Annotated in this window: 13 protein-coding genes; 3 read left to right on the forward strand and 10 right to left on the reverse strand. The window is 70.7% G+C overall.

All coding sequences use genetic code 11. The features are described from left to right. Window positions 1-10: 10 nt before the first annotated feature. From ACIA5G_RS14595 to ACIA5G_RS14625, 7 genes are all read right to left on the reverse strand, one after another. A complete protein-coding gene (locus ACIA5G_RS14595) occupies window positions 11-1,444 on the reverse strand; it encodes an arabinofuranosidase catalytic domain-containing protein (protein WP_395923359.1) in 1,434 nt (477 codons plus the stop codon). Between the two features lie 56 nt (window positions 1,445-1,500). Beyond that, window positions 1,501-2,526 carry a LacI family DNA-binding transcriptional regulator gene (locus tag ACIA5G_RS14600; protein WP_395923360.1) on the reverse strand — a complete coding sequence of 342 codons (1,026 nt, stop codon included), beginning with the start codon at window positions 2,524-2,526 and terminating at the stop codon, window positions 1,501-1,503. A 61-nt stretch (window positions 2,527-2,587) separates the two neighbouring features. Next, window positions 2,588-3,943, reverse strand: a complete 1,356-nt coding sequence (locus ACIA5G_RS14605) for an RICIN domain-containing protein (protein WP_395923361.1) — start codon at window positions 3,941-3,943, stop codon at window positions 2,588-2,590. A 17-nt stretch (window positions 3,944-3,960) separates the two neighbouring features. Further along, complete coding sequence (locus ACIA5G_RS14610; RefSeq protein ID WP_395923362.1) at window positions 3,961-5,271, reverse strand: PHB depolymerase family esterase; 1,311 nt, start codon at window positions 5,269-5,271, stop codon at window positions 3,961-3,963. Beyond that, window positions 5,268-8,141, reverse strand: a complete 2,874-nt coding sequence (locus tag ACIA5G_RS14615; RefSeq protein ID WP_395923363.1) for a PQQ-dependent sugar dehydrogenase — start codon at window positions 8,139-8,141, stop codon at window positions 5,268-5,270. The genes ACIA5G_RS14610 and ACIA5G_RS14615 overlap by 4 nt, the downstream gene beginning before the upstream one ends. Window positions 8,142-8,173: 32 nt before the next feature. After that, complete coding sequence (locus ACIA5G_RS14620) at window positions 8,174-9,355, reverse strand: ThuA domain-containing protein (protein WP_395923364.1); 1,182 nt, start codon at window positions 9,353-9,355, stop codon at window positions 8,174-8,176. Between the two features lie 228 nt (window positions 9,356-9,583). Continuing rightward, window positions 9,584-10,327, reverse strand: coding sequence for a FadR/GntR family transcriptional regulator (locus tag ACIA5G_RS14625; RefSeq protein ID WP_395923365.1), 744 nt, complete (start codon window positions 10,325-10,327; stop codon window positions 9,584-9,586). A 260-nt stretch (window positions 10,328-10,587) separates the two neighbouring features. Here ACIA5G_RS14625 and ACIA5G_RS14630 point away from each other — a divergent pair, with 260 nt between their 5' ends. From ACIA5G_RS14630 to ACIA5G_RS14640, 3 genes are all read left to right on the forward strand, one after another. Next, a complete protein-coding gene (locus tag ACIA5G_RS14630; protein WP_395923367.1) occupies window positions 10,588-12,957 on the forward strand; it encodes a ricin-type beta-trefoil lectin domain protein in 2,370 nt (789 codons plus the stop codon). 16 nt (window positions 12,958-12,973) lie between these two features. After that, the gene (locus tag ACIA5G_RS14635) at window positions 12,974-14,056 is read left to right on the forward strand and encodes a ricin-type beta-trefoil lectin domain protein (protein WP_395923368.1); all 1,083 of its coding nucleotides are present in this window, start codon (window positions 12,974-12,976) and stop codon (window positions 14,054-14,056) included. Window positions 14,057-14,144: 88 nt separating this feature from the next. Next, window positions 14,145-15,587 (forward strand): glycoside hydrolase family 6 protein, encoded by a 1,443-nt coding sequence (locus tag ACIA5G_RS14640; protein ID WP_395923369.1) that lies wholly within the window; start codon window positions 14,145-14,147, stop codon window positions 15,585-15,587. A 97-nt stretch (window positions 15,588-15,684) separates the two neighbouring features. Here ACIA5G_RS14640 and ACIA5G_RS14645 read toward each other — a convergent pair whose 3' ends face one another. From ACIA5G_RS14645 to ACIA5G_RS14655, 3 genes are all read right to left on the reverse strand, one after another. After that, on the reverse strand, window positions 15,685-16,560 hold the full coding sequence (locus tag ACIA5G_RS14645; protein ID WP_395923370.1) for a hypothetical protein: 876 nt from the start codon (window positions 16,558-16,560) through the stop codon (window positions 15,685-15,687). Next, window positions 16,560-17,054, reverse strand: a complete 495-nt coding sequence (locus tag ACIA5G_RS14650) for a SigE family RNA polymerase sigma factor (protein WP_395923371.1) — start codon at window positions 17,052-17,054, stop codon at window positions 16,560-16,562. Before ACIA5G_RS14650 ends, ACIA5G_RS14645 begins: the two co-directional genes overlap by 1 nt. Window positions 17,055-17,134: 80 nt before the next feature. Then, window positions 17,135-17,905 carry a FadR/GntR family transcriptional regulator gene (locus ACIA5G_RS14655; RefSeq protein WP_395923372.1) on the reverse strand — a complete coding sequence of 257 codons (771 nt, stop codon included), beginning with the start codon at window positions 17,903-17,905 and terminating at the stop codon, window positions 17,135-17,137. Between the last annotated feature and the right edge of the window lie 150 nt (window positions 17,906-18,055).

Consider the following 18,055-nt stretch of genomic DNA (forward strand, 5'->3'; position numbering starts at 1 on the left):
GGGATGAAGCTCAGCGGTAACCGGCGGCCACGACGTTGGCCTGCACCGCGTTCTCGGTCGCGTCGGACGGATAACCCGCGACCATCGCTCCTTCGTAGAACGTCCCGGCGCTCAGGTTCGCGCCGCCGCCGGGCTTGCAGCAGTCGCCGCCGCTGCCCAGGACGATCGCGCCCTGCTTCTTCATCGGGCTGTACCCGCTCGGGAGCCCGCCGTCCCACAGCGTGGTCAGGCCGCCGGACTGGGCGTCGCTGCCCTTGATGGCGAATCGGGACGTCCCGTTGTTCTTCAGGACCGCCGTGACGAACTTGCTGGTGAACGCCCGCTGGTTCGGGTTCCACGTCTGACTGCCGCCGGGGTAAAGCCCCCATTCGAGGTCGGCCTGCACCCACGGACCGGTGCCGGAGCACCCGCCGAACCAGCACTGCTTGCCGAAGTTGAGCGCGTCCATGGCACCGGCCGCGTCGGCCTTGCGGGTCGTCTCACTGTTGCCGTAGTCGAAACAGCAGCCGCTGTTGACGTGCGTTCCGCTGGTCACCATGTACATGCCCTCGGGTGCGCTGCCGGTGGGCACGCCGGTCAGGTGACCGTCGCGCCAGTAGCTGTTGCCCGGGTTGACGTACAGCGAATACGCCTTCCGGCCGCCGACCGTGAGCGACTCCGTCGTCGCCTTCGCCGGGCTGCTCTGGCTGGAGCCCGGAACCACGCTCGACCCCTGGTACCAGAGGTCGTTCCCCCGCCCGGACTGGTCGTAGACCACCGTGATGACGCAGGAAGTGCCGGCGCAGAAGGAATCCGCGACCCCCGCATCCGTGGCGATGTTCCGGGTGGTGTTGTCGGACGCGCGCCGGACCTGGTACAGGTTCCCGTTGTAGGAGCCGTACAACGCGCGCACCGTGCTGTGCGCGGCGATGCACGGCGTGCCGCCCGACGCGTAGATGTCGCACGGGCCCGTGCCGGACGGCTGCGTCCCGGTGGTCCACCGCTGGTTGCTCTGGCCGTGGCAGGTCCACAGGATGACCGTGGTGCCGTTGGCCGTCCCGGCCCCGTTCACGTCCAGGCACAGCCCGGACTGGACCCCGGTGATCGTCCCGTCGGAGTTCTGCCGCCACTGTTGGTTCGCCCCGCCGGTGCAGGACCAGATGATCACCGCCGTCCCGGGCGCCGTCTGGTTGCCGTAGGCGTCCACGCACCGGGTCCCGTTCAGCGCCCGCAGTTTCCCGGCCGAACTGAACTCGAAGGCCTGGCTCGCCTGGCCGGAGCAGTCCCGGATCTCCAGCGCCGTGCCCGGGGTGTCGGCACCGCCCGTCACGGTCAGGCACCGCCCCGACGCCGCGCTCGTGAACGACGTCGACGCCGCGGCCGCCGGTACCGCACCGGCCACCGCGGCCGCCAGCAGCACCGCCAGGACCAGGACGGCCCGCACCGGCTTGACTCGAGTGGTCACGAATCCTCCTTCGGGCGCCGCAGCGCCGTTGTTAGCGCTAACACTACGAGGATCAATCATCCCGATATGCGTGCGACGAGCTCGGTGTCCAGCACTGCGCAGCGGGGCCCGGCCGACCCGCCGAGCATCGCGAGCAGCTCGCCCGTCATCCGGGCTCCCATCTCTTCGATCGGCTGGCGGACGGTGGTGAGCGGCGGATCCGTGCGCCGGCCGATCGGCAGGTCGTCGAACCCGATGACCGCCACGTCACCAGGCACCCGGCGGCCCGCGCGGCGCAGGGCCCGCATCGCGCCGACCGCCATCATGTCGGAGGCGGCGAAGATGGCGTCGACGTTCGGCCGCCGGTCCAGCAGCCGGGCGGTGGCGTGCTCGCCGGAGGCCTGGCCGAAGTCCCCGAACACCACCAGCCCCCGGTCGCCGTGGCCGGCGCCCGCCACCGCCTGCCGGTAGCCGAGCAGCCGGTCCACCCCGGCGGTCATGTCCTGCGGTCCGGCGATGGTCGCGACCGTGCGCCGGCCCGCGTCGAGAAAACGCTGGGTCGCCCGCTGGGCGCCGCCGCGGTTGTCCACGTCGACGTAGGAGGAGCGGCCGGGTTCCCGCGCGCAGACCGGGCGGCCGCCGAAGACCACCGGGATGCCGAGCCAGCCCAGGTCGAGCGGGCGGCGGCCGTGCATCCCGACCACGAGGGCGCCGTCGACGTGCCCGCCGTCGAGGTACCGCACCACCGGGGCCTGGTAGTTCTCCGTCGCGGGCACGGTGAGCAGGACGAGCTGCAGGCCCGCCTCGGTCAGCTCCCTCCCCGCGCCCGCGGAGATCCGGGCGAAGTAGGGGTCGGCGAACAGCCGCAGCACCTCCTCGCACACGACCAGCGCCACCGACCCGGTGCGCCCCGCCGTCGCCCGCGCGGCTCTCTGCCGGGCGTAACCGAGAGCCGACATCGCGGACTCGACCTGGTTTCGGGTTTTCGGCCGGACCCGGGGGAAGCCGTTGAGCACTCGGGACGCGGTGGCGGTCGACACCCCGGCCGCCCGGGCGACGTCGGCCAGGGTCGGACGGAGTTCGGATGACTCGGCGAAGGACACGGTTCGCTCTCCCAAGACGTCGTTGTCTTTGCGGGCTCGCTCGAGGATATCGCCGGGCACCTCAGGCGCGTTGGATCCGGAACCGCTGGTTGGCCCCGCCGGTGGCCGTCCACTGGGAGATCCGCGCGCCGTCGGCGGTCGAGGCTCCCCAGACGTCCATCGTCAGGCCGCTCAGCCGATTGACCAGGGCGACAACGCCGCTGCCCAGGTCGGTCACCCGCCACTGCTGGGCGGCGGCGCCGGTGTCGGCCTGCTGGCTGATGTCCGCGCCGGTGCCCGTACCGGCCACTTGGAGCACCAAGCCGCTGTGCCGGGCCCGGACGCGGTAGTAGCCGTCGCCGGAGTCGAGGAAGTCGAACTGCTGGTTCTGCCCGCCGGTGGCCGTCCACTGCTGCAGCAGCGCGCCCGCCGCGGTCGAGACACCACTGACGTCGAGGAGCTTGCCGCTGTGCTCGGCCACCAGGGTGTAGTTCACCCCGACCTGCACGGGCGACCCGGCCGGCGGGGTCGACGAGTCGAACTGCGTGAGGAACTTCCACACCTCGCCGGACGTCCAGGTCTGCCAGCCGCTGCAGGTGCACCCGTCACGCGGGCCGGGGTCGTGACCGCCGTCGAACGCGGCCCAGACCACCGGGTACCCGGCCCGGCAGCCGGAGTAGGCGGTGACGACGTGCGTCCGGCTGCCGCTTGACGGCTCCGGTGGGTTCTGCGCGGTGCAGCCGTTGTTGCGGACGAACTGGTCGCGCAGCGAACGGCCGGACGCGATGGGCAAAACGTTGTCGCCGATGCCGTGCATGCCGATGTACGCGACGGGCTGGGTGCCGCCGCTGCACCCGCTGAGGTTCGCCCCGGAGTAGACGGCGACCGCGCGGAAGACCGTCGGCCGGGCGCAGGCGAGCGCGTAGCTCATGGCCCCGCCGTAGCTGAACCCGCCCGCGAAGACCTGCGAGGTGTCGACGCACAGCGCCGTCTCGAGCTGCCTCAGCAGGTCGTCGATGAACGTGACGTCCTGGCCGCCGGGGTTGGCCCAGCCGTTGCCATTGCCTTGGGGCGCCACGAAGATCGTGTTGTTGCCCGCGCTGTCGGCCAGCCGCCGCAGCCCGTAGTAGGACCAGTTGTAGCCGTCGGTCCCGCCCGAGTCGACGTCGTTGGCCGTACCGCCGCGCCAGTGCAGCCCGACGAACAGCCGGTACGGGTGGGTGTTGTCGTAGTTGGCCGGGACCCGCAGGATGTAACTGCGGTTCTGGCCGCCGCTGGAGATCGTGTGGCTGCCGCTCGCCAGCCCGGCGGCCTGGCCACAGCCCGCAGTGGCCGCCGACGTCGACGCCTCCCCGGGCACCGCGGCTTCGGCGGTCCCGCCCGCTGCCAGCAGCGCGCCGATCGCGACGGATACGAACAACCGTCTGAACTTCGCCATGATGCGGTTCCCTCCGGTCAGTTCCGGGTCCATAACTGGGTGGTCGTGTGGGTGCAGGTCCCGAGCCGGACGGCGGTGCCGTTCGCGGTCGCCCCCGCGAGCTCCAGGCAGAGTCCCGACTGCGTCGAGGTGACGGTGCCGTCGGCGTTGGTCCGCCACTTCTGGTTGGCTCCGCCGTGGCACGCCCAGATGATCGCGGCCGTGCCCGGTGCGGTGCTGCCGCCCTCGGCGTCCAGGCAGCGCAGCGTGCCACCGGAGTAGACGGTCAGCTCCCCGGCCGCGGTGGTCGTCCACGTCTGGTTCGTGCCGCCGTGGCAGTCCCAGACCTGGGTCCGGGTGCCCTGGGTGGTCGACTGGCCCGGCACGTCCAGGCACCGGCCCGCGGCCACCGAGCGCACCGGGCCGCCGGTGGCCGGCCCGCCACCGCCGTCGAGGCCGAGGAACGAGATGGCGTACGCGATCATCCCGGCCTGCGGCAGGGTGTGGCCGGTACCCGCGATGGTGATGCCCTCGACGGCGTCCCCGTAGCGGTTGCGGGTCCAGGACGACTGCGGGTGGTCTGTGAAAGACGGCGTCTGGCTCAGCCCGCGCAGGGCCGTCCACTGTTTGATCTCCTCACCGTAGTTCGGATACGCCAGGGTGGTGTCCTGGTTCCCGTGCCACAGCTGCATCCGGGGATAGGTGCCGGCGTAACCGGGGTACATGGCATGAGCCTGATCGGCCCACTGCTGCGCGGACTTGACGACGTTCCCGCCCGCACACTGGCTGTTCCAGAGCGAGCCGTCGGTGGTCGCGAAGCAGCCCGCGGGCACGCCCGAGAACGCCGATCCGGCGGCGAAGACGTCCGGGTACTGCGCGGCCAGGACGTTCGTCATCATCGCGCCCGAAGAGAAGCCGCTCACCACGATCCGGCCCGGGTCCACGTTGTAGTGCTGGCGGGTCCAGGCCACCATCGCCATGATGCCGGTGGTGTCACTGCCGCCGTCACGCGTCAGGCCCGCCTTGGTGGACACGTCGAAGCAGTGGCCGTCCCGGGTGGCCTCGGGCACAACGACGAGGTAGCCGTAGCGGTCGGCCGCCGTCGCGTAGTCGTGCCCGTTGCCGTTGAAGATCGCGCTCGCCGAACCACTGCAGTAGTGCACCAATACGAGCAGGGCCGGCTTCGGCGCCACGTTGTCCGGCACGTACAGGTACATGCCGAGGTTGGTCGGGTTGGCGCCGAACCCGGTGACGCGGGTCAACGCGGCGGCCGCGGCCGGACCGGCGGTCAGGACCATTCCGGTGACGGCGAGGGGCAGCAGCAGAAGGAACACGAGCAGACGTTTCACCGCAGGCTCCATTGCTGGTTGGCCTGGCCGCCGCAGGACCAGAGGATGACTTTTGTGCCGTTCGCCGTGCCCTGGGCGTTCGCATCGACGCACAGGCCCGACTGGACGCCGGTGATGGTGCCGTTGCTGTTGACGTTCCACTGCTGGTTCACCTGGTTGTGGCAGTCCCAGATGATCACCTGCGTGCCGTTGGCCGTGCCCTGGCCGGACGCGTCCAGGCACTTGTTGCCGTACACCATCAGCTGCTTTCCGCTGGTGTAGGTCCATTGCTGGTTGGTGGCCTGGCTGCCGCAGTCCCGCAGCTGCACCTGGGTCCCGTTGGCCGTCGACGAGTTCGGCACCTCCACGCACCGGCCGGACGGCGTCCCGACGATCTGCCTGCCGGACGCCGAACTGCCGGGCTGGCCGACGCCGGAGCCGGTGAAGTGGACCCAGTTGACGTTGAACAGGTAAGCGGCGCCGCTCTGGCCGGAGGGGTTGCGGGCCACGAAGTAGAGCTTCCCGGTGCCGGTGGGCGGGCTCGACAGGCTGACCGCGAAGTCCTGCCAGGTCTGCCAGCCGCCGGTACCGGTGATCGGCACGGAGGTGACCAGGGCGCCGTCCGGCGCGTTGCGGCGCACTTCCAGGGTGCCGCCGGAGCCACCCGACGACGCCCGGACGTGCAGGCCGGTGATGTTGTCGAGGGCGAGGGGGTCGAAGGACCACCAGTCGCCGTCCTGGACGAACGCCGCGCTGCTGCCGCCGCCCATCGGGTCGGTGGCGGTTTCCACGGTGACGCCCGCGGTGTCGGTGCCCTTCCCGTCGGCGGTGCGGCCGGTGGCGCTGAAGAACTCGGCCTGCTTCATCTTGGGCTGCAGGATCACCTGGGCGCGGCCGGTGACCGGGCCGGCTCCCCCGGCCCCGCCCTTGTCGGTGTAGGACGCTTCCACGACGTAGAAGAGGTTGTCGTTCTCGCTGTGCCCCGACGAAAGCGTGGTCTGCACCTGGGCGGTGCACCCGTGGTACTGCTCGAGCGGGTGCCCGTGTTCGTCGTGCCCGAGGTAGGCCTGGACGGTCACCTGCGAGCAGTCGATCGTGCCGTCCTCCGGATCGGTGACCGTGACGGCGAAGTTCACCTTGTCGCCCCAGTCGAACAGCCCGCCGGTCGGCGGGGTGGTGATGGTGAGTGCCGGCGCGGTGTTGCCCGAGGTGACGGCGACGCTCGCGGTCGCGGTGGCGCCGGCCGCGTTCGTCACGGTGAGCACGGCGCTGTAGTTGCCGGCGGCGTAGGTGTGGCTGGGGTTCGCCGCGGTGGACGTCGTGCCGTCCCCGAAGTTCCAGCTGTACCGCAGCGTGGATCCGCCCGGGTCGGTCGAGCCGGCGCTCGAGAAGGTCACGGTGAGCGGCGCGGGACCGCTGGTGCGGTCCGCGGTGGCCTTCGCGACCGGCGCGGCCGAGCCGCCGCCGAGGTAGTCGACCCGGACGATCGACGCGTCGCTGTTGCCGCCGCCGTAGCCGGTGCCCCACTCGACGACGTAGAGCGCGCCGTCCGGGCCGAACTTGAAGTCCATCGGCCGGTTGAACTTCACCGACGGCAGCAGCGGGTCGATCGAGGTGACGTTCGTGCCGCCGCTGTCGAGCTGGAAGGTGTACATCGAGCTGGTGTTCCACTCGGCGAAGACCGCGCGGCCGTCGAAGTCCACCGGCCACTTGCGGGTGGAGGCGAGATTGGCGTCGTACCGGTAGACCGGCCCGGCCATCGGCGCCCCGCCGGACAGCTGCGGGAAGTGCGCCGAGTCGGCCTGGTAGTGGTAGTACACCTGGGCCGGGATGGCCGGGGGCAGCTTGGTCAGGCCGGTGTTGTTGGGCGAGCTGTTGGTGGGGCCGCCGGCGCAGTCGAACTGCGCGCCGGACGCGCCGGTGGCGAAGTTGTACTGGTTGTAGGCCAGGTTGGGGCCGACGCAGAAGGGCCAGCCGGCGTTGCCGGGCTTGCTGACGACGTCCCATTCCACGGTGTTCTGCGGGCCGCGGCTCGAGCTGGCGTTCGGCGCATCCGGGCCGTAGTTGGCGACCAGGGGGTAGCCGGTCTTCGGGTCGAGGCCCATCCGGAACGGGTTGCGCTCACCCATCGTGTAGATCTCCGGGCGTGTGTTCGCCGTGCCGGGCGCGAACAGGTTGCCCGAGGGGATCGTGTAGGTGCCGTTGGTCTCCGGGTGGATCCGCAGGACCTTGCCGGACAGGCTGTTGGTGTTGCCCGCGGTGCGCTCGGCGTCCCAGTACGCGCGCCCGGAGCGCTGGTCGAGCGGGCTGTAACCATCGGAAGCGAACGGGTTGGTGTTGTCCCCCAGCGACAACCACAGGTTCCCGTTCTTCTTGTCGATGACCAGGCCCGCGCCGTGGTGGCAGCATTCGGCGCGCTGCACCGGCACGTCCAGCACGACCTTCTCGGTCGACTGGTCGATCGTGTCGCCGCTGACGGTGAACCGGCTCAGCCGGTCGACGTTGCCGGCGTTGTTCGGGGAGTAGTAGACGTACACCCATTGGTTGGCCGCGAATCCCGGGTCGACCGCGATGTTGAGCCCACCGGACTCGTTGGCCGTGAACACGTTCAGGTGCGTCGCGAGGACCGCGGTGCCGTTGGGCTTGACGACCTTCACGTCCCCGAGCCGGTCGATGTAGAACACCCGGCCGTCCGGGGCCACGTCCAGCGCCATCGGGTTGGACGTCTCGGTGTGCAGCGTGACCTTCTGGAACTTCGAGTCCGGCGGCAGCGCCGCAGCGGCGGCCGGGGCGGCAGCGTCTACGGGGGTCGTGAGCACCGGAACCAGGGCGACGGCCAGGATTCCGGCCACTGCCAGCGCGCCGCGGCGCAGCGCGGAAAATCCGGACATGACGGGTCTCCTCGAGGCGGACGGTGGGCGGTTCACCGCAGGGTCCATTGCTGGTTGGCCTGCCCGCCGCAGGACCACAGGATGATCTTCGTGCCGTTGGCCGTGCCGCGGCCGGAGGCGTCCACGCAGAGGTTCGACTGGACACCGGTGATCGTGTTCGCGTTAACATTCCACTGCTGATTGGGCTGCCCGGTGCAGTCCCAGATGATCACCGGCGTGCCGTTGGCCGTTCCCCGGCCGGACGCGTCCAGGCACTTGTTCCCGTAGACCGTCAGCTGCTTGCCGTTGGTGTAGGTCCACGTCTGGTTCGCCTGGCCTGCCACGCAGTCGCGCAGCTGCACCTGCGTGCCGTTCGCCGTCGAAGCGTTCGGCACCTCCACGCACCGGCCCGACTGCGCACCCACGATCTGCTTGCCCGACGGTGGCGGCGTGGTTGTGACCGAGCAGTCCGCTGCGACCGCCCCGGCCGCGGTCCGGATCCCGCCCAGCAGCAGGTGCAGGAAGTTCGGCTCGCTGAAGCTCTCGTTGGTGTGCCCCATGCCGGTGTACCAGGCACGGCCGCCGTCGAAGTCGTGGCACCACGTGGTCGGGTGGTCCGCGCCCATCGTGGCACCCGAGTAACTGGATTCGTCCACAGTGGTCAGAACGTGGACCGACGAGCGCGGGTTGGCCCGGAAGTCGTACCACTCGTCGTAGTGGGTGTACTGGGCCGGAAGCCCCTGCGTCGACGGGTGGTTCTGGTCTTCGACCTTGACAACGGCGTTCTGCTGCGCGGGATGTTGCTTGAAGTACGCGCCGACGAGCTGGCCGTACCAGGCCCAGTCGTACCCGCTGTCGGACGCGGCGTGGATGCCGGCGAACCCGCCACCGTGCTCGATGTACCGCCGGAAGGCGTCCTTCCCGGCCTGCGTGCCGACCGGGTCGCCGGTCGTGGACAGGAAGATCACGGCGGCGTACGGGGCCAGGCCGGCGTCGGTGAACTTCGCGTCGTCCTCGGTGGCGTCGACCGTGAAGTCGTTCTGCTGGCCCAATTGCCGGATCGCGGCGATCCCGGCGGGGATGGAGTCGTGCCGGAAGCCGGTGGTCTTGGAGAACACCAGGACCTTGAAGGCCGCCGCGGGCGCGGCGACAGCGGTGGACACGGGAGTCGCGAACCCCAGGACCACGGCGGCGACCAGGACAACCGCGCGGAGAGTACGGGACAGCGTCGTCACGGGTACTCCTCTTCAGGAGTGGAAAGGAGTGCGCGGGATGCGCGCTCCGAAATCGCTCGGTTACCAAACCTGAAGTCAAGATAAGAGTGCGCGGCGGCAAAGGTCAATGCGCGGTGAAACTTACTCACCCGCAACGCAACGCGGTCGTCCCTCGATCACCGAGGTCCACAAAGGAATGAGCGCAGGGGTGTGTGCCCGAAGCCGGGCTTCGGGCACACACTCCTGCGCTCACCGGGTGAAGAGCCGCCGCTGGATCTCGCGCCGGTAGTCCTCCAGGGTGTTGTCGAGGTGGACGGCGGCCGCCCGGGCCGCTTCCTCCGGGTCGCCGTCCCGGATCGCCCGGTAGATCGCCGCGTGCTCTTCGATCGCGTCCGCCGCGTGCCCGCCGACCGCGCCGGACATCCCGATGATGTTCGTCTGACGCTGCAGGCGGCGGGCTTCGCGCACGGCCGCGACGAGGAACTGGTTGTGGGACGCGGTCGCGATGCACAGGTGGAAGTCGTCGTCACCGCGGTCGAACAATGCGCTCTGCCCGGTCAGGTGGCCCTGCCGGCAGGTCTCGGCGGCGGTCTCGATCGCGCGCAGCTCGGCCGGGGTGGCGTTCGCCGCCGCCAGCCGGCCGGCCGCGGTTTCCTGGACCCGGCGGAACTCGAAGAGCATGTAGACGTGGTCGAGGTCGGCGGGCAGGAAGAAGCCGCCCCAGCGGGAAGCGCCGAGCATGCCCTCGTCGTCGGAGACATACAGCCCACGTCCCTTGTGCGCGCGTACCCGGCCGATCGCCGAGAGGATCTTGACGGCCTCCCGCACCACGGTCCGGCTGGTTCCCATCCGCGCCGCCAGCTCGACCTCCGTCGGCATCCGGTCGCCGGGCCGCAGGTCCAGCTCGGCGATCAGGTGCAGGATCTGCTCGGCCACCACTTCGTAGCCGGGCCGGTACGGCGCGGGCGGTGCGGCTTCCTCGTCACGGGTCACCCGATGAGTATGACTCAGTGGGCACCGGCCAGTGACTGTACCTCGCGGCCCGGCGGTCCGGTCAACCGCGCCGCGGCGCGGAATGAAACTTACATGCGTTCCCCCAGGTGAAATGATCGAACGGCGACGAGGCATCCGTTCGTCTCTTGACGACGGCCCGACCGTGGCCTCGTATGAGTCGTACACATCCTTCCCCGTTCGTCGGGTCCACTGTGGACTCCCGGGCGCCCGACGTCCCCGTTCCCGGAGAGGTACCCGCCATGCCGCCGCGCACCGGATCCGTGGCCGCCGCGCTCGTCACCGCCCTCGTGGTGAGCGCGGTGGCGGCGCCGCCCGCCCACGCCGCGACCGTCACCATCACCGTGGCGCCCACCGGCGACGACGCCAACCCCGGCACGCCCGGGCAGCCGGTCGCCACCCCGGCCAGGGCGCAGCAGCTGGCCCGCGACCGGTCGGCCGCCGACGACGTTGTTGTGCAGCTCGCCGGCGGGACCTACCGGCTCTCCGCCCCGCTGACGTTCACCAGTGCCGACTCCGGGCAGAACGGCCACACCGTCACCTGGCAGGCCGCGTCCGGCCAGACGCCGATCCTCTCCGGCGGCTCGCAGGTCACCGGCTGGGCGGTGCAGGACGCGAGCCAGAACATCTGGGCGGCGTCCGTGCCGCAGGGCGCCGACTCCCGGCAGCTGTTCGTGGACGGGGCGCTGGCGCCACGCGCGTCGATCCCGATCTCGCGCAGCGACGTGCAGATCACGACGTCCGGCATGACCATCGTCAACTCCGCGCTGAACTACCTCGCGACGTTGCCGCAGCAGAACCGGATCGAGGTGGAGAGCCAGAACTCCTTCACCGACCGGTACTCCCCCGTCGACCACGTCAGCGGCACGTCGATCGTCATGCAGCAGCCCGCGTGGAACAACAACAACTGGGGCTACGACACCCTCGCCAAGCCCTTCGGCGGCGGCCAGCTGTTCCTCGAGAACTCGTACTTGTTCCTCAAGAACACCGGCCAGTGGTACCTGGACCCGCAGGCCGGGAAGCTCTACTACAAGGCGCCGAGCGGGTGGGTGCCCGGCAGCCACGACGTCGAGCTGCCGCGGCTGACGTCGCTGCTGCGGATCAGCGGCAGCTACGACAACCCGGTGCGCGGCCTCACCTTCAGCGGCCTGCACTTCGAGCACACCACCTGGCTCACGCCGGGGACGTCGGTCGGCTACGCCAACCAGCAGAGCGGCACGTTCCTCCCGGCCGCGGCGACCATGCCGGGTGACTTCCTGAGCTCGTGCCAGTCGGGCTGCCCGCTGTTCGAGGGCGCCCGCAACGGCTGGGCGCAGGCCCCGGCCGCCGTCCAGGTCTCGGCCGCCACCGGGATCACGTTCAGCGGCAACACCTTCACCCACCTCGGGCAGGTGGCGCTGGGCATCGGCAACGACGCCAACGCGCACGCGTCCGGGCTCGGCCTCGGGGCGTCGTCGATCACCGTGGACCGCAACACCTTCACCGAGGACTCGGGCGCGGGCATCGTGGTCGGCGGGGTGCGGCCGGACGCCCACCACCCGTCGAACGCGGCGATGACCAACCGCGACATCACGCTGTCGAACAACACGGTGAGCCGGGTCGCCCTGGACTACCGGGAGATGGCCGGCATCCTGTCGACCTACGTCACGCACGCGGTGATCACGCACAACGACGTGGCGAACCTGACCTACGACGGCATCGACGTCGGCTGGGGCTGGGGCGCGAACGACCCGGGTGGCAGCCAGGACTACCGCAACCGTGGCCTGTACAACTACCAGCCCGTGTACTCCACCCCGACGACGTTGCGGGACACCGTCGTCAGCTACAACCGGGTGCACGGCACGAAGAAGCTCATGCACGACGGCGGCAGCATCTACAACCTGTCGGCCAACCCGGGCAGCTCCATCAACCACAACCACGTGTACGACAACAACCGCACGGTCGGCCTGTACCTGGACGAAGGTTCCCGCTACGTTTCCTTGTCGGCCAACGTGATCCAGGACTCCGGGGTCTGGGCCTTCACCAACGCGAGCGGCACCAACAACACCAACGACAGCACCTTCAGCGGCAACTGGTACAACGGCGGCGCGACGAACGTGGCCACCGGGTCGCCGCACAACAACGTCCTGAGCGGGAACGTCCAGGTGAGCGGCACCAACTGGCCGTCGGGCGCGCAGCAGGTCATCGCCGCCGCGGGCCCGGGCGGCACCGGCCCGGCCGCGAGCCCGGTGCGCGCGGCCGGCGCGGTCAAGTGCCTGGACGTCAACGGCGTCAGCACCACCCCCGGCGCCCAGGTGCAGATCTGGGACTGCACCGGCGGCGCCAACCAGTCCTGGACCCGCACCACCGCGGGGGAACTGACGGTCTACAGCGGGGACAGCACCCGGTGCCTGGACGCCTCCGGGCAGGGCACCACGCCGGGTACCAAGGTCGTCATCTGGACCTGCAACGGCGGGGCCAACCAGCGCTGGCAGGTCACCTCGGCCGGCGCCGTCACCGGTGTCCAATCCGGACTGTGCCTGGACGTGACCGGCAGCGGCACGGCCAACGGCACCGCCGTCCGGCTGTGGACGTGCACCGGGCAAGCCAACCAGAAGTGGACTTTCGGCTGATCGATCGAGGAGAGCCATGAGATTCCGACTCGTCGCGGCCGCGACGGCCCTGTTCCTGAGCGCGTTCATCCCGGGCACCCCGGCAGCCGCCGACTCGAACGGCGGCGTGCGGGTCATGCCGCTGGGCGACTCCATCACCGAGGGCACGCAAGTCCCCGGCGGGTACCGGATCGGGCTGTGGCAGCGCCTGAGCGCGGGCGGCTACCAGGTCGACTTCACCGGCTCGCAGTACAACGGCCCGGCCGCCCTCGGCGACCACGACCACGAGGGCCACCCGGGCTGGCGGATCGACCAGATCGACGCGAACATCGTCACCTGGCTGCGGAACACCGGCTCGCACACGGTCCTGCTGCACATCGGCACCAACGACGTCCTGCAGAACTACGACGTCGGCCGCGCCCCCGCCCGGCTGTCCGGGCTGATCGACCACATCACCGCGACGGCACCGGACGCGGAAGTCTTCGTCGCGACGATCATCCCGCTCGCCAACGCCGGGCAGGAGTCCGCCGTCCGCACGTTCAACTCCGCGATCCCCGGGATCGTGCAGAGCAACCAGAACGCCGGGAAGCACGTGCACCTGGTGGACATGCACTCCGCGGTGACCACCGGCGACCTGATCGACGGCATCCACCCCACGGCCGGCGGGTACGACAAGATGGCCGCCACCTGGTTCGGCGCACTGCAGTCCGTGCCCGGAAGCATCGGCACGCCGGGAACGTCCACGGCGCGGCAGATCGTCGGCACGCAGTCGGGCCGGTGCGTCGACGCCGCGAGCGCGGCCAACGGCACCCAGGTGCGGCTGCAGGACTGCGGCGGGCAGGCCGGCCAGGCGTGGACCCGGGCGGGCCAGACGCTGACCGTCGGCGGGAGCAAGTGCCTCGACGCCTCCGGCCACGGCACGGCCAACGGCACCCCGGTGATCGTCTGGGACTGCCACGGCCAGGCCAACCAGCAGTGGACGGTCAACGCCGACGGCACGATCACCGGCGTCCAGTCGGGTCTTTGCCTCGACGCGTCCGGGCAGGGCACCGCCAACGGCACCCAGCTGATCCTGTGGGCCTGCAGCGGGCAGGCGAACCAGCGGTGGGCGCTGCGCTGAAGCCTCTTTCCCAGCGGCCTTCCGCCGGTTACAGTACGCCCTATGGGAGCGCTCCCAGTCGCCATCGCCGTCGACGCTGTGAGGACTCATGAGAGCGACGAAACAGGTACGCGTTCCCCGCGGACGCACCGCCCTTCCGACCGCGCCGGACGTCCGGCCGGAACGGATACCCGACGGGCCCGGGAAGAGGAGCACCAGGTTCGCCGGCGCGGCCCTCGGCGCGACGCTGCTGGCCGGCGCCACCGCGCTGGTGGTCGGAGGCAGCGCGCAGGCCGCCTCCTCGCCGTTCTACGTCGACCCGGGCACAAACGCGGCCCAGTGGGTCGCCGCCAACCCCGGCGACTCACGAACGCCGATGATCCGGGACCGCATCGCGGCCACGCCGCAGGGAAGGTGGTTCACCACCACCAACACCTCGACGGTGCGCGCCGAGGTCGACAGCTACGTCGGCGCTGCCGCGGCGGCGGGCAAGGTCCCGATCATGGTCGTCTACGACATCCCGAACCGCGACTGCGGCGGCGCCAGTGGCGGCGGCGCGCCGTCCCACGACGCCTACCGGGCGTGGATCGACCAGGTGGCCGCCGGGATCGCGGGCCGCCCCGCGGCGATCGTCCTGGAACCCGACGTACTCGCGCTGATGACGAACTGCCAGTCGGCCGACCAGCAGAACCAGACCAAGGCGTCGATCGCTTACGCGGGCAAGAAGCTCAAGTCCGGTTCGTCGCAGACGAAGGTGTACTTCGACATCGGCCACTCCGCCTGGCTGGCACCGTCCGAAGCCGCGTCGCGGCTGCGGGCCGCGGACATCTCGAACAGCGGCGACGGCATCAGCACCAACGTCTCCAACTACCGGTCGACCGGCGACGAGGCGGGCTTCGCCAAGTCGGTGCTGAACGCGGTGGGCGACTCGCGGCTGCGCGCGGTCATTGACACCAGCCGCAACGGCAACGGGCCGCTGGGCAGCGAGTGGTGCGACCCGGCGGGCCGGGCCATCGGCACACCCAGCACCGACGCCACGGGTGACGCGCAGATCGCCGCGTACCTCTGGGTCAAGCCGCCAGGTGAAGCGGACGGCTGCATCGCCTCGGCCGGCCAGTTCGTTCCGCAGCGGGCGTACGACCTGGCGGCCGCCGGTGCGCCGCCGGCCAGCACCACGACCACGAGCGGCACCACGACCACGACCCCGACCACCCCGACGACCACCACGACCGCACCGGGCACCGGCTCGTGCACGGTGACGCACCGGGTGGTCAGCTCGTGGCAGAACGGTTACACCGGCGAGGTGGTCATCAAAAACCTGGGGACGGCCGTCGACGGCTGGACACTCACGTTCTCCGCGCCGGGAGTGACCGTCGGCCAGGGCTGGAACGGGACCTGGACCGACACCGGCGACACCGTGCGAGTCGTGAACGCCTCGTGGAACGGCAAGCTCGGCACCGGGGGCACCGCGACCGTCGGCTACAACGCGGACTACAGCGGCGGCACCCCACCCTTCCTGTCCCCCGCCCTGAACGGAGTGTCCTGCTCCTGAGCCCCCGGCACCGGACGAGCACGGCTCAGACCGAGCCGTGCTCGTCCGGCGGCGGTCCGGCCGAACAGCTCGACCGCCACTTCGGCGCGTCCGCGTCTCATCGGTTGAGCTGGACGGAATTCAGCAACGTCGACGCGGCCTGCCTGTTGGCGAGTGAGCTGTTGACTTCGACGGTGTAGGCGCCGAGCTTCCGGTACTGGTGCACGGGCAGCGGGTCCTCCGGGAAACTGCTGTCCGCGAAGTGGCTCGTCAGCGACACGGTCAGCGAGAAACACCGGCTGTCGAGCGGAGCCTTCCCCAGCACGTCGCCGGGGCAGAGCACCACGGTGTTGGTCTCGGGCTCGCTGGTGAACGAGCCGACCTGCTGCCCGCCGGGGAGCTGCACGAACTTGAGCGGCGACGCGACCACCGGCGGCGTGGTGCCGATCTTCGCCAGCAGGGCGAGCATTTCCCCGGCCGTCACCGGCTTCGTGGTCCTCGCCCAGATCCACCGATCCGGTCCGTCCCGCCACATGACCGACTTCGGGTTCGGGAGCTGACCGGCTGCCGAAGGCTTCGTGGCCAGGGCGCCGGCCGGTGCGGCACCGTCACGGACGTCGATCTCGAACGCGTATTGCCGGGCCTGGCCGTAGTGCAGGGCGGCGTAGTGCGGCCGGGAGGACCACATCAGCAGCTCCCAGGACCGGTCCTCGAGACTGATCGCCGGCGCGGCCGGGGGGACCTTTTCGGTGGCCGGCGGCTGGGTCTCGGCCGGGGAACTCGCCAGCGTGGCCGGCGGCACCGTCGCGGGACCGCGCCCCAGCACCACGACGGCCCCCGCGCCGAGGGCGGCGACCGTGAGCGTCACCGCGGCGACGCCGGCCGTGCGGCGCCGCCGGATCCGGCGGGTGGCGGCGGCGAGCACGTCGACCGGATCCGGGGCCAGGGACTCCTGCGCGCGCAGCGCACGGCGCAACTCGTCGAGGTCGGTCATCACACGGTCTCCTTGCCTTCGTTGAGCTGGACGCGCAGCGCGCTGAGGCCGCGCGAGATGTGGCTGCGCACCGTGCCGGGCGCGCAGCCGAGCACCGCGGCGATCTCGTTGTCGTCGCGGTCCTCGTAGAACCGCAGCACGATCGACGCCCGCTGGGCGCGGCTCAGCTCCGCGAGCGGCCCGGCGAGCTGGTCGGCGTCGGCGATCCGCCACGCGGGATCGGGCGCAGTCGGCTCGCCGAACCCGGTGACGTCGGCGGTGGGGCGCACGGATCGCTGGTACCAGCGGCGGCGCCAGCCGAGGTAGCCGTTGACGACCATCTTCCGCAGGTACAGATCGGGCCGATCCGCCGCCGCGACCTGCCGCCAGCCCTGATGGGCGCGCACGAGCGCGTCCTGCACCACGTCCTGGGCCAGCTCCCGGTCACCGGTCAGGACCGCGGCGAACTTCACCAGGCCGGGCAGCTGCTCACGGGAGAACTCTTCGAACTGCACACCTCTCAAGATGCCGCCGCCCCGGCGATCCGTTGCAGTTGCGGGCAACATTTTCCGGGAGGTCGCCGCCCGGCGGGAGCTCAGCCGAAGACGCGCCGCTGGATCTCGCGGCGGTAGTCCTCCAGCGTGTTGTCCAGGTGGACCGCCGCGGCCTGCGCGGCCGCTTCCGGGTCGCCGTCGCGGATCGCCTGGTAGATCGCGGCGTGCTCCTCGACCGCCTCGGCCGCGTGGCCGCCGACGGTGCCGTTCAGGCCGATCGTGCTGGACTGGTGCTGCAGCCGCCGCACTTCGCGCACCGCGGCCAGGAGGAACTGGTTGTGCGACGCGGCCGCGATGCCGAGGTGGAACTCGTCGTCCCCGCGGTCGAACAACGCCGCCTCGCCGGTCAGGTGGCCCTGGCGGCAGGTTTCCGCCGCCGCCTCGATCGACCGCAGCTCACCCGGCGTGGCCCGGGTCGCCGCCAGCCGGCCGGCGGTCATCTCCTGGACCCGGCGGAACTCGAACAGCATGTAGATGTGCTCGAGATCGGTCGGCAGGAACAAGCTTCCCCAGTGCGCCGAGCCGAGCATCCCCTCGTCGTCAGCGACGTACAGACCCCGCCCCTTCTGCGCGCGCACCCTCCCGATCGCCGAGAGGATCTTCAGAGCCTCGCGCACCATCGTGCGTGAGCTGCCCAGCCGGCCCGCCAGCTCGTTCTCGGTGGGCATGCGGTCGCCCGGCCGCAGCCGCAGCTCGGCGATGAGCCGGAGGATCTGCTCGGCGACGAGCTCGTAGCCGGGCCGGTACGACGTCGGCGACCGGGTCTCCGGCGGGTCGCCACCGGCGGGACCGGGTTCGATCGATGCGGGCACGCCGTCTCGCCTCCTCCACCTCGCCGTGAGCATGAAGCATACATTCGGCTCGGCGCTCTGAGAATGAGTAGTACACATTTTTCCCTCTTCATCCTCTTGACTACGGACATCCGACGGACTCTCATAGACGGCACGCCTCAGCAACGCGAG

The sequence above is a fragment of the Amycolatopsis sp. NPDC051758 genome (genome assembly GCF_044453095.1).
In the GTDB taxonomy this organism is placed as follows: domain Bacteria; phylum Actinomycetota; class Actinomycetes; order Mycobacteriales; family Pseudonocardiaceae; genus Amycolatopsis.

Bases quoted from the DNA above. Each gene is read 5' to 3' on its own strand.
- ACIA5G_RS14645 (WP_395923370.1), bottom strand. From the start codon at position 16,560: ATGACCGACCTCGACGAGTTGCGCCGTGCGCTGCGCGCGCAGGAGTCC.
- ACIA5G_RS14635 (WP_395923368.1), top strand. From the start codon at position 12,974: ATGAGATTCCGACTCGTCGCGGCCGCGACGGCCCTGTTCCTGAGCGCG.
- ACIA5G_RS14640 (WP_395923369.1), top strand. From the start codon at position 14,145: ATGAGAGCGACGAAACAGGTACGCGTTCCCCGCGGACGCACCGCCCTT.
- ACIA5G_RS14605 (WP_395923361.1), bottom strand. From the start codon at position 3,943: ATGGCGAAGTTCAGACGGTTGTTCGTATCCGTCGCGATCGGCGCGCTG.
- ACIA5G_RS14630 (WP_395923367.1), top strand. From the start codon at position 10,588: ATGCCGCCGCGCACCGGATCCGTGGCCGCCGCGCTCGTCACCGCCCTC.
- ACIA5G_RS14615 (WP_395923363.1), bottom strand. From the start codon at position 8,141: ATGTCCGGATTTTCCGCGCTGCGCCGCGGCGCGCTGGCAGTGGCCGGA.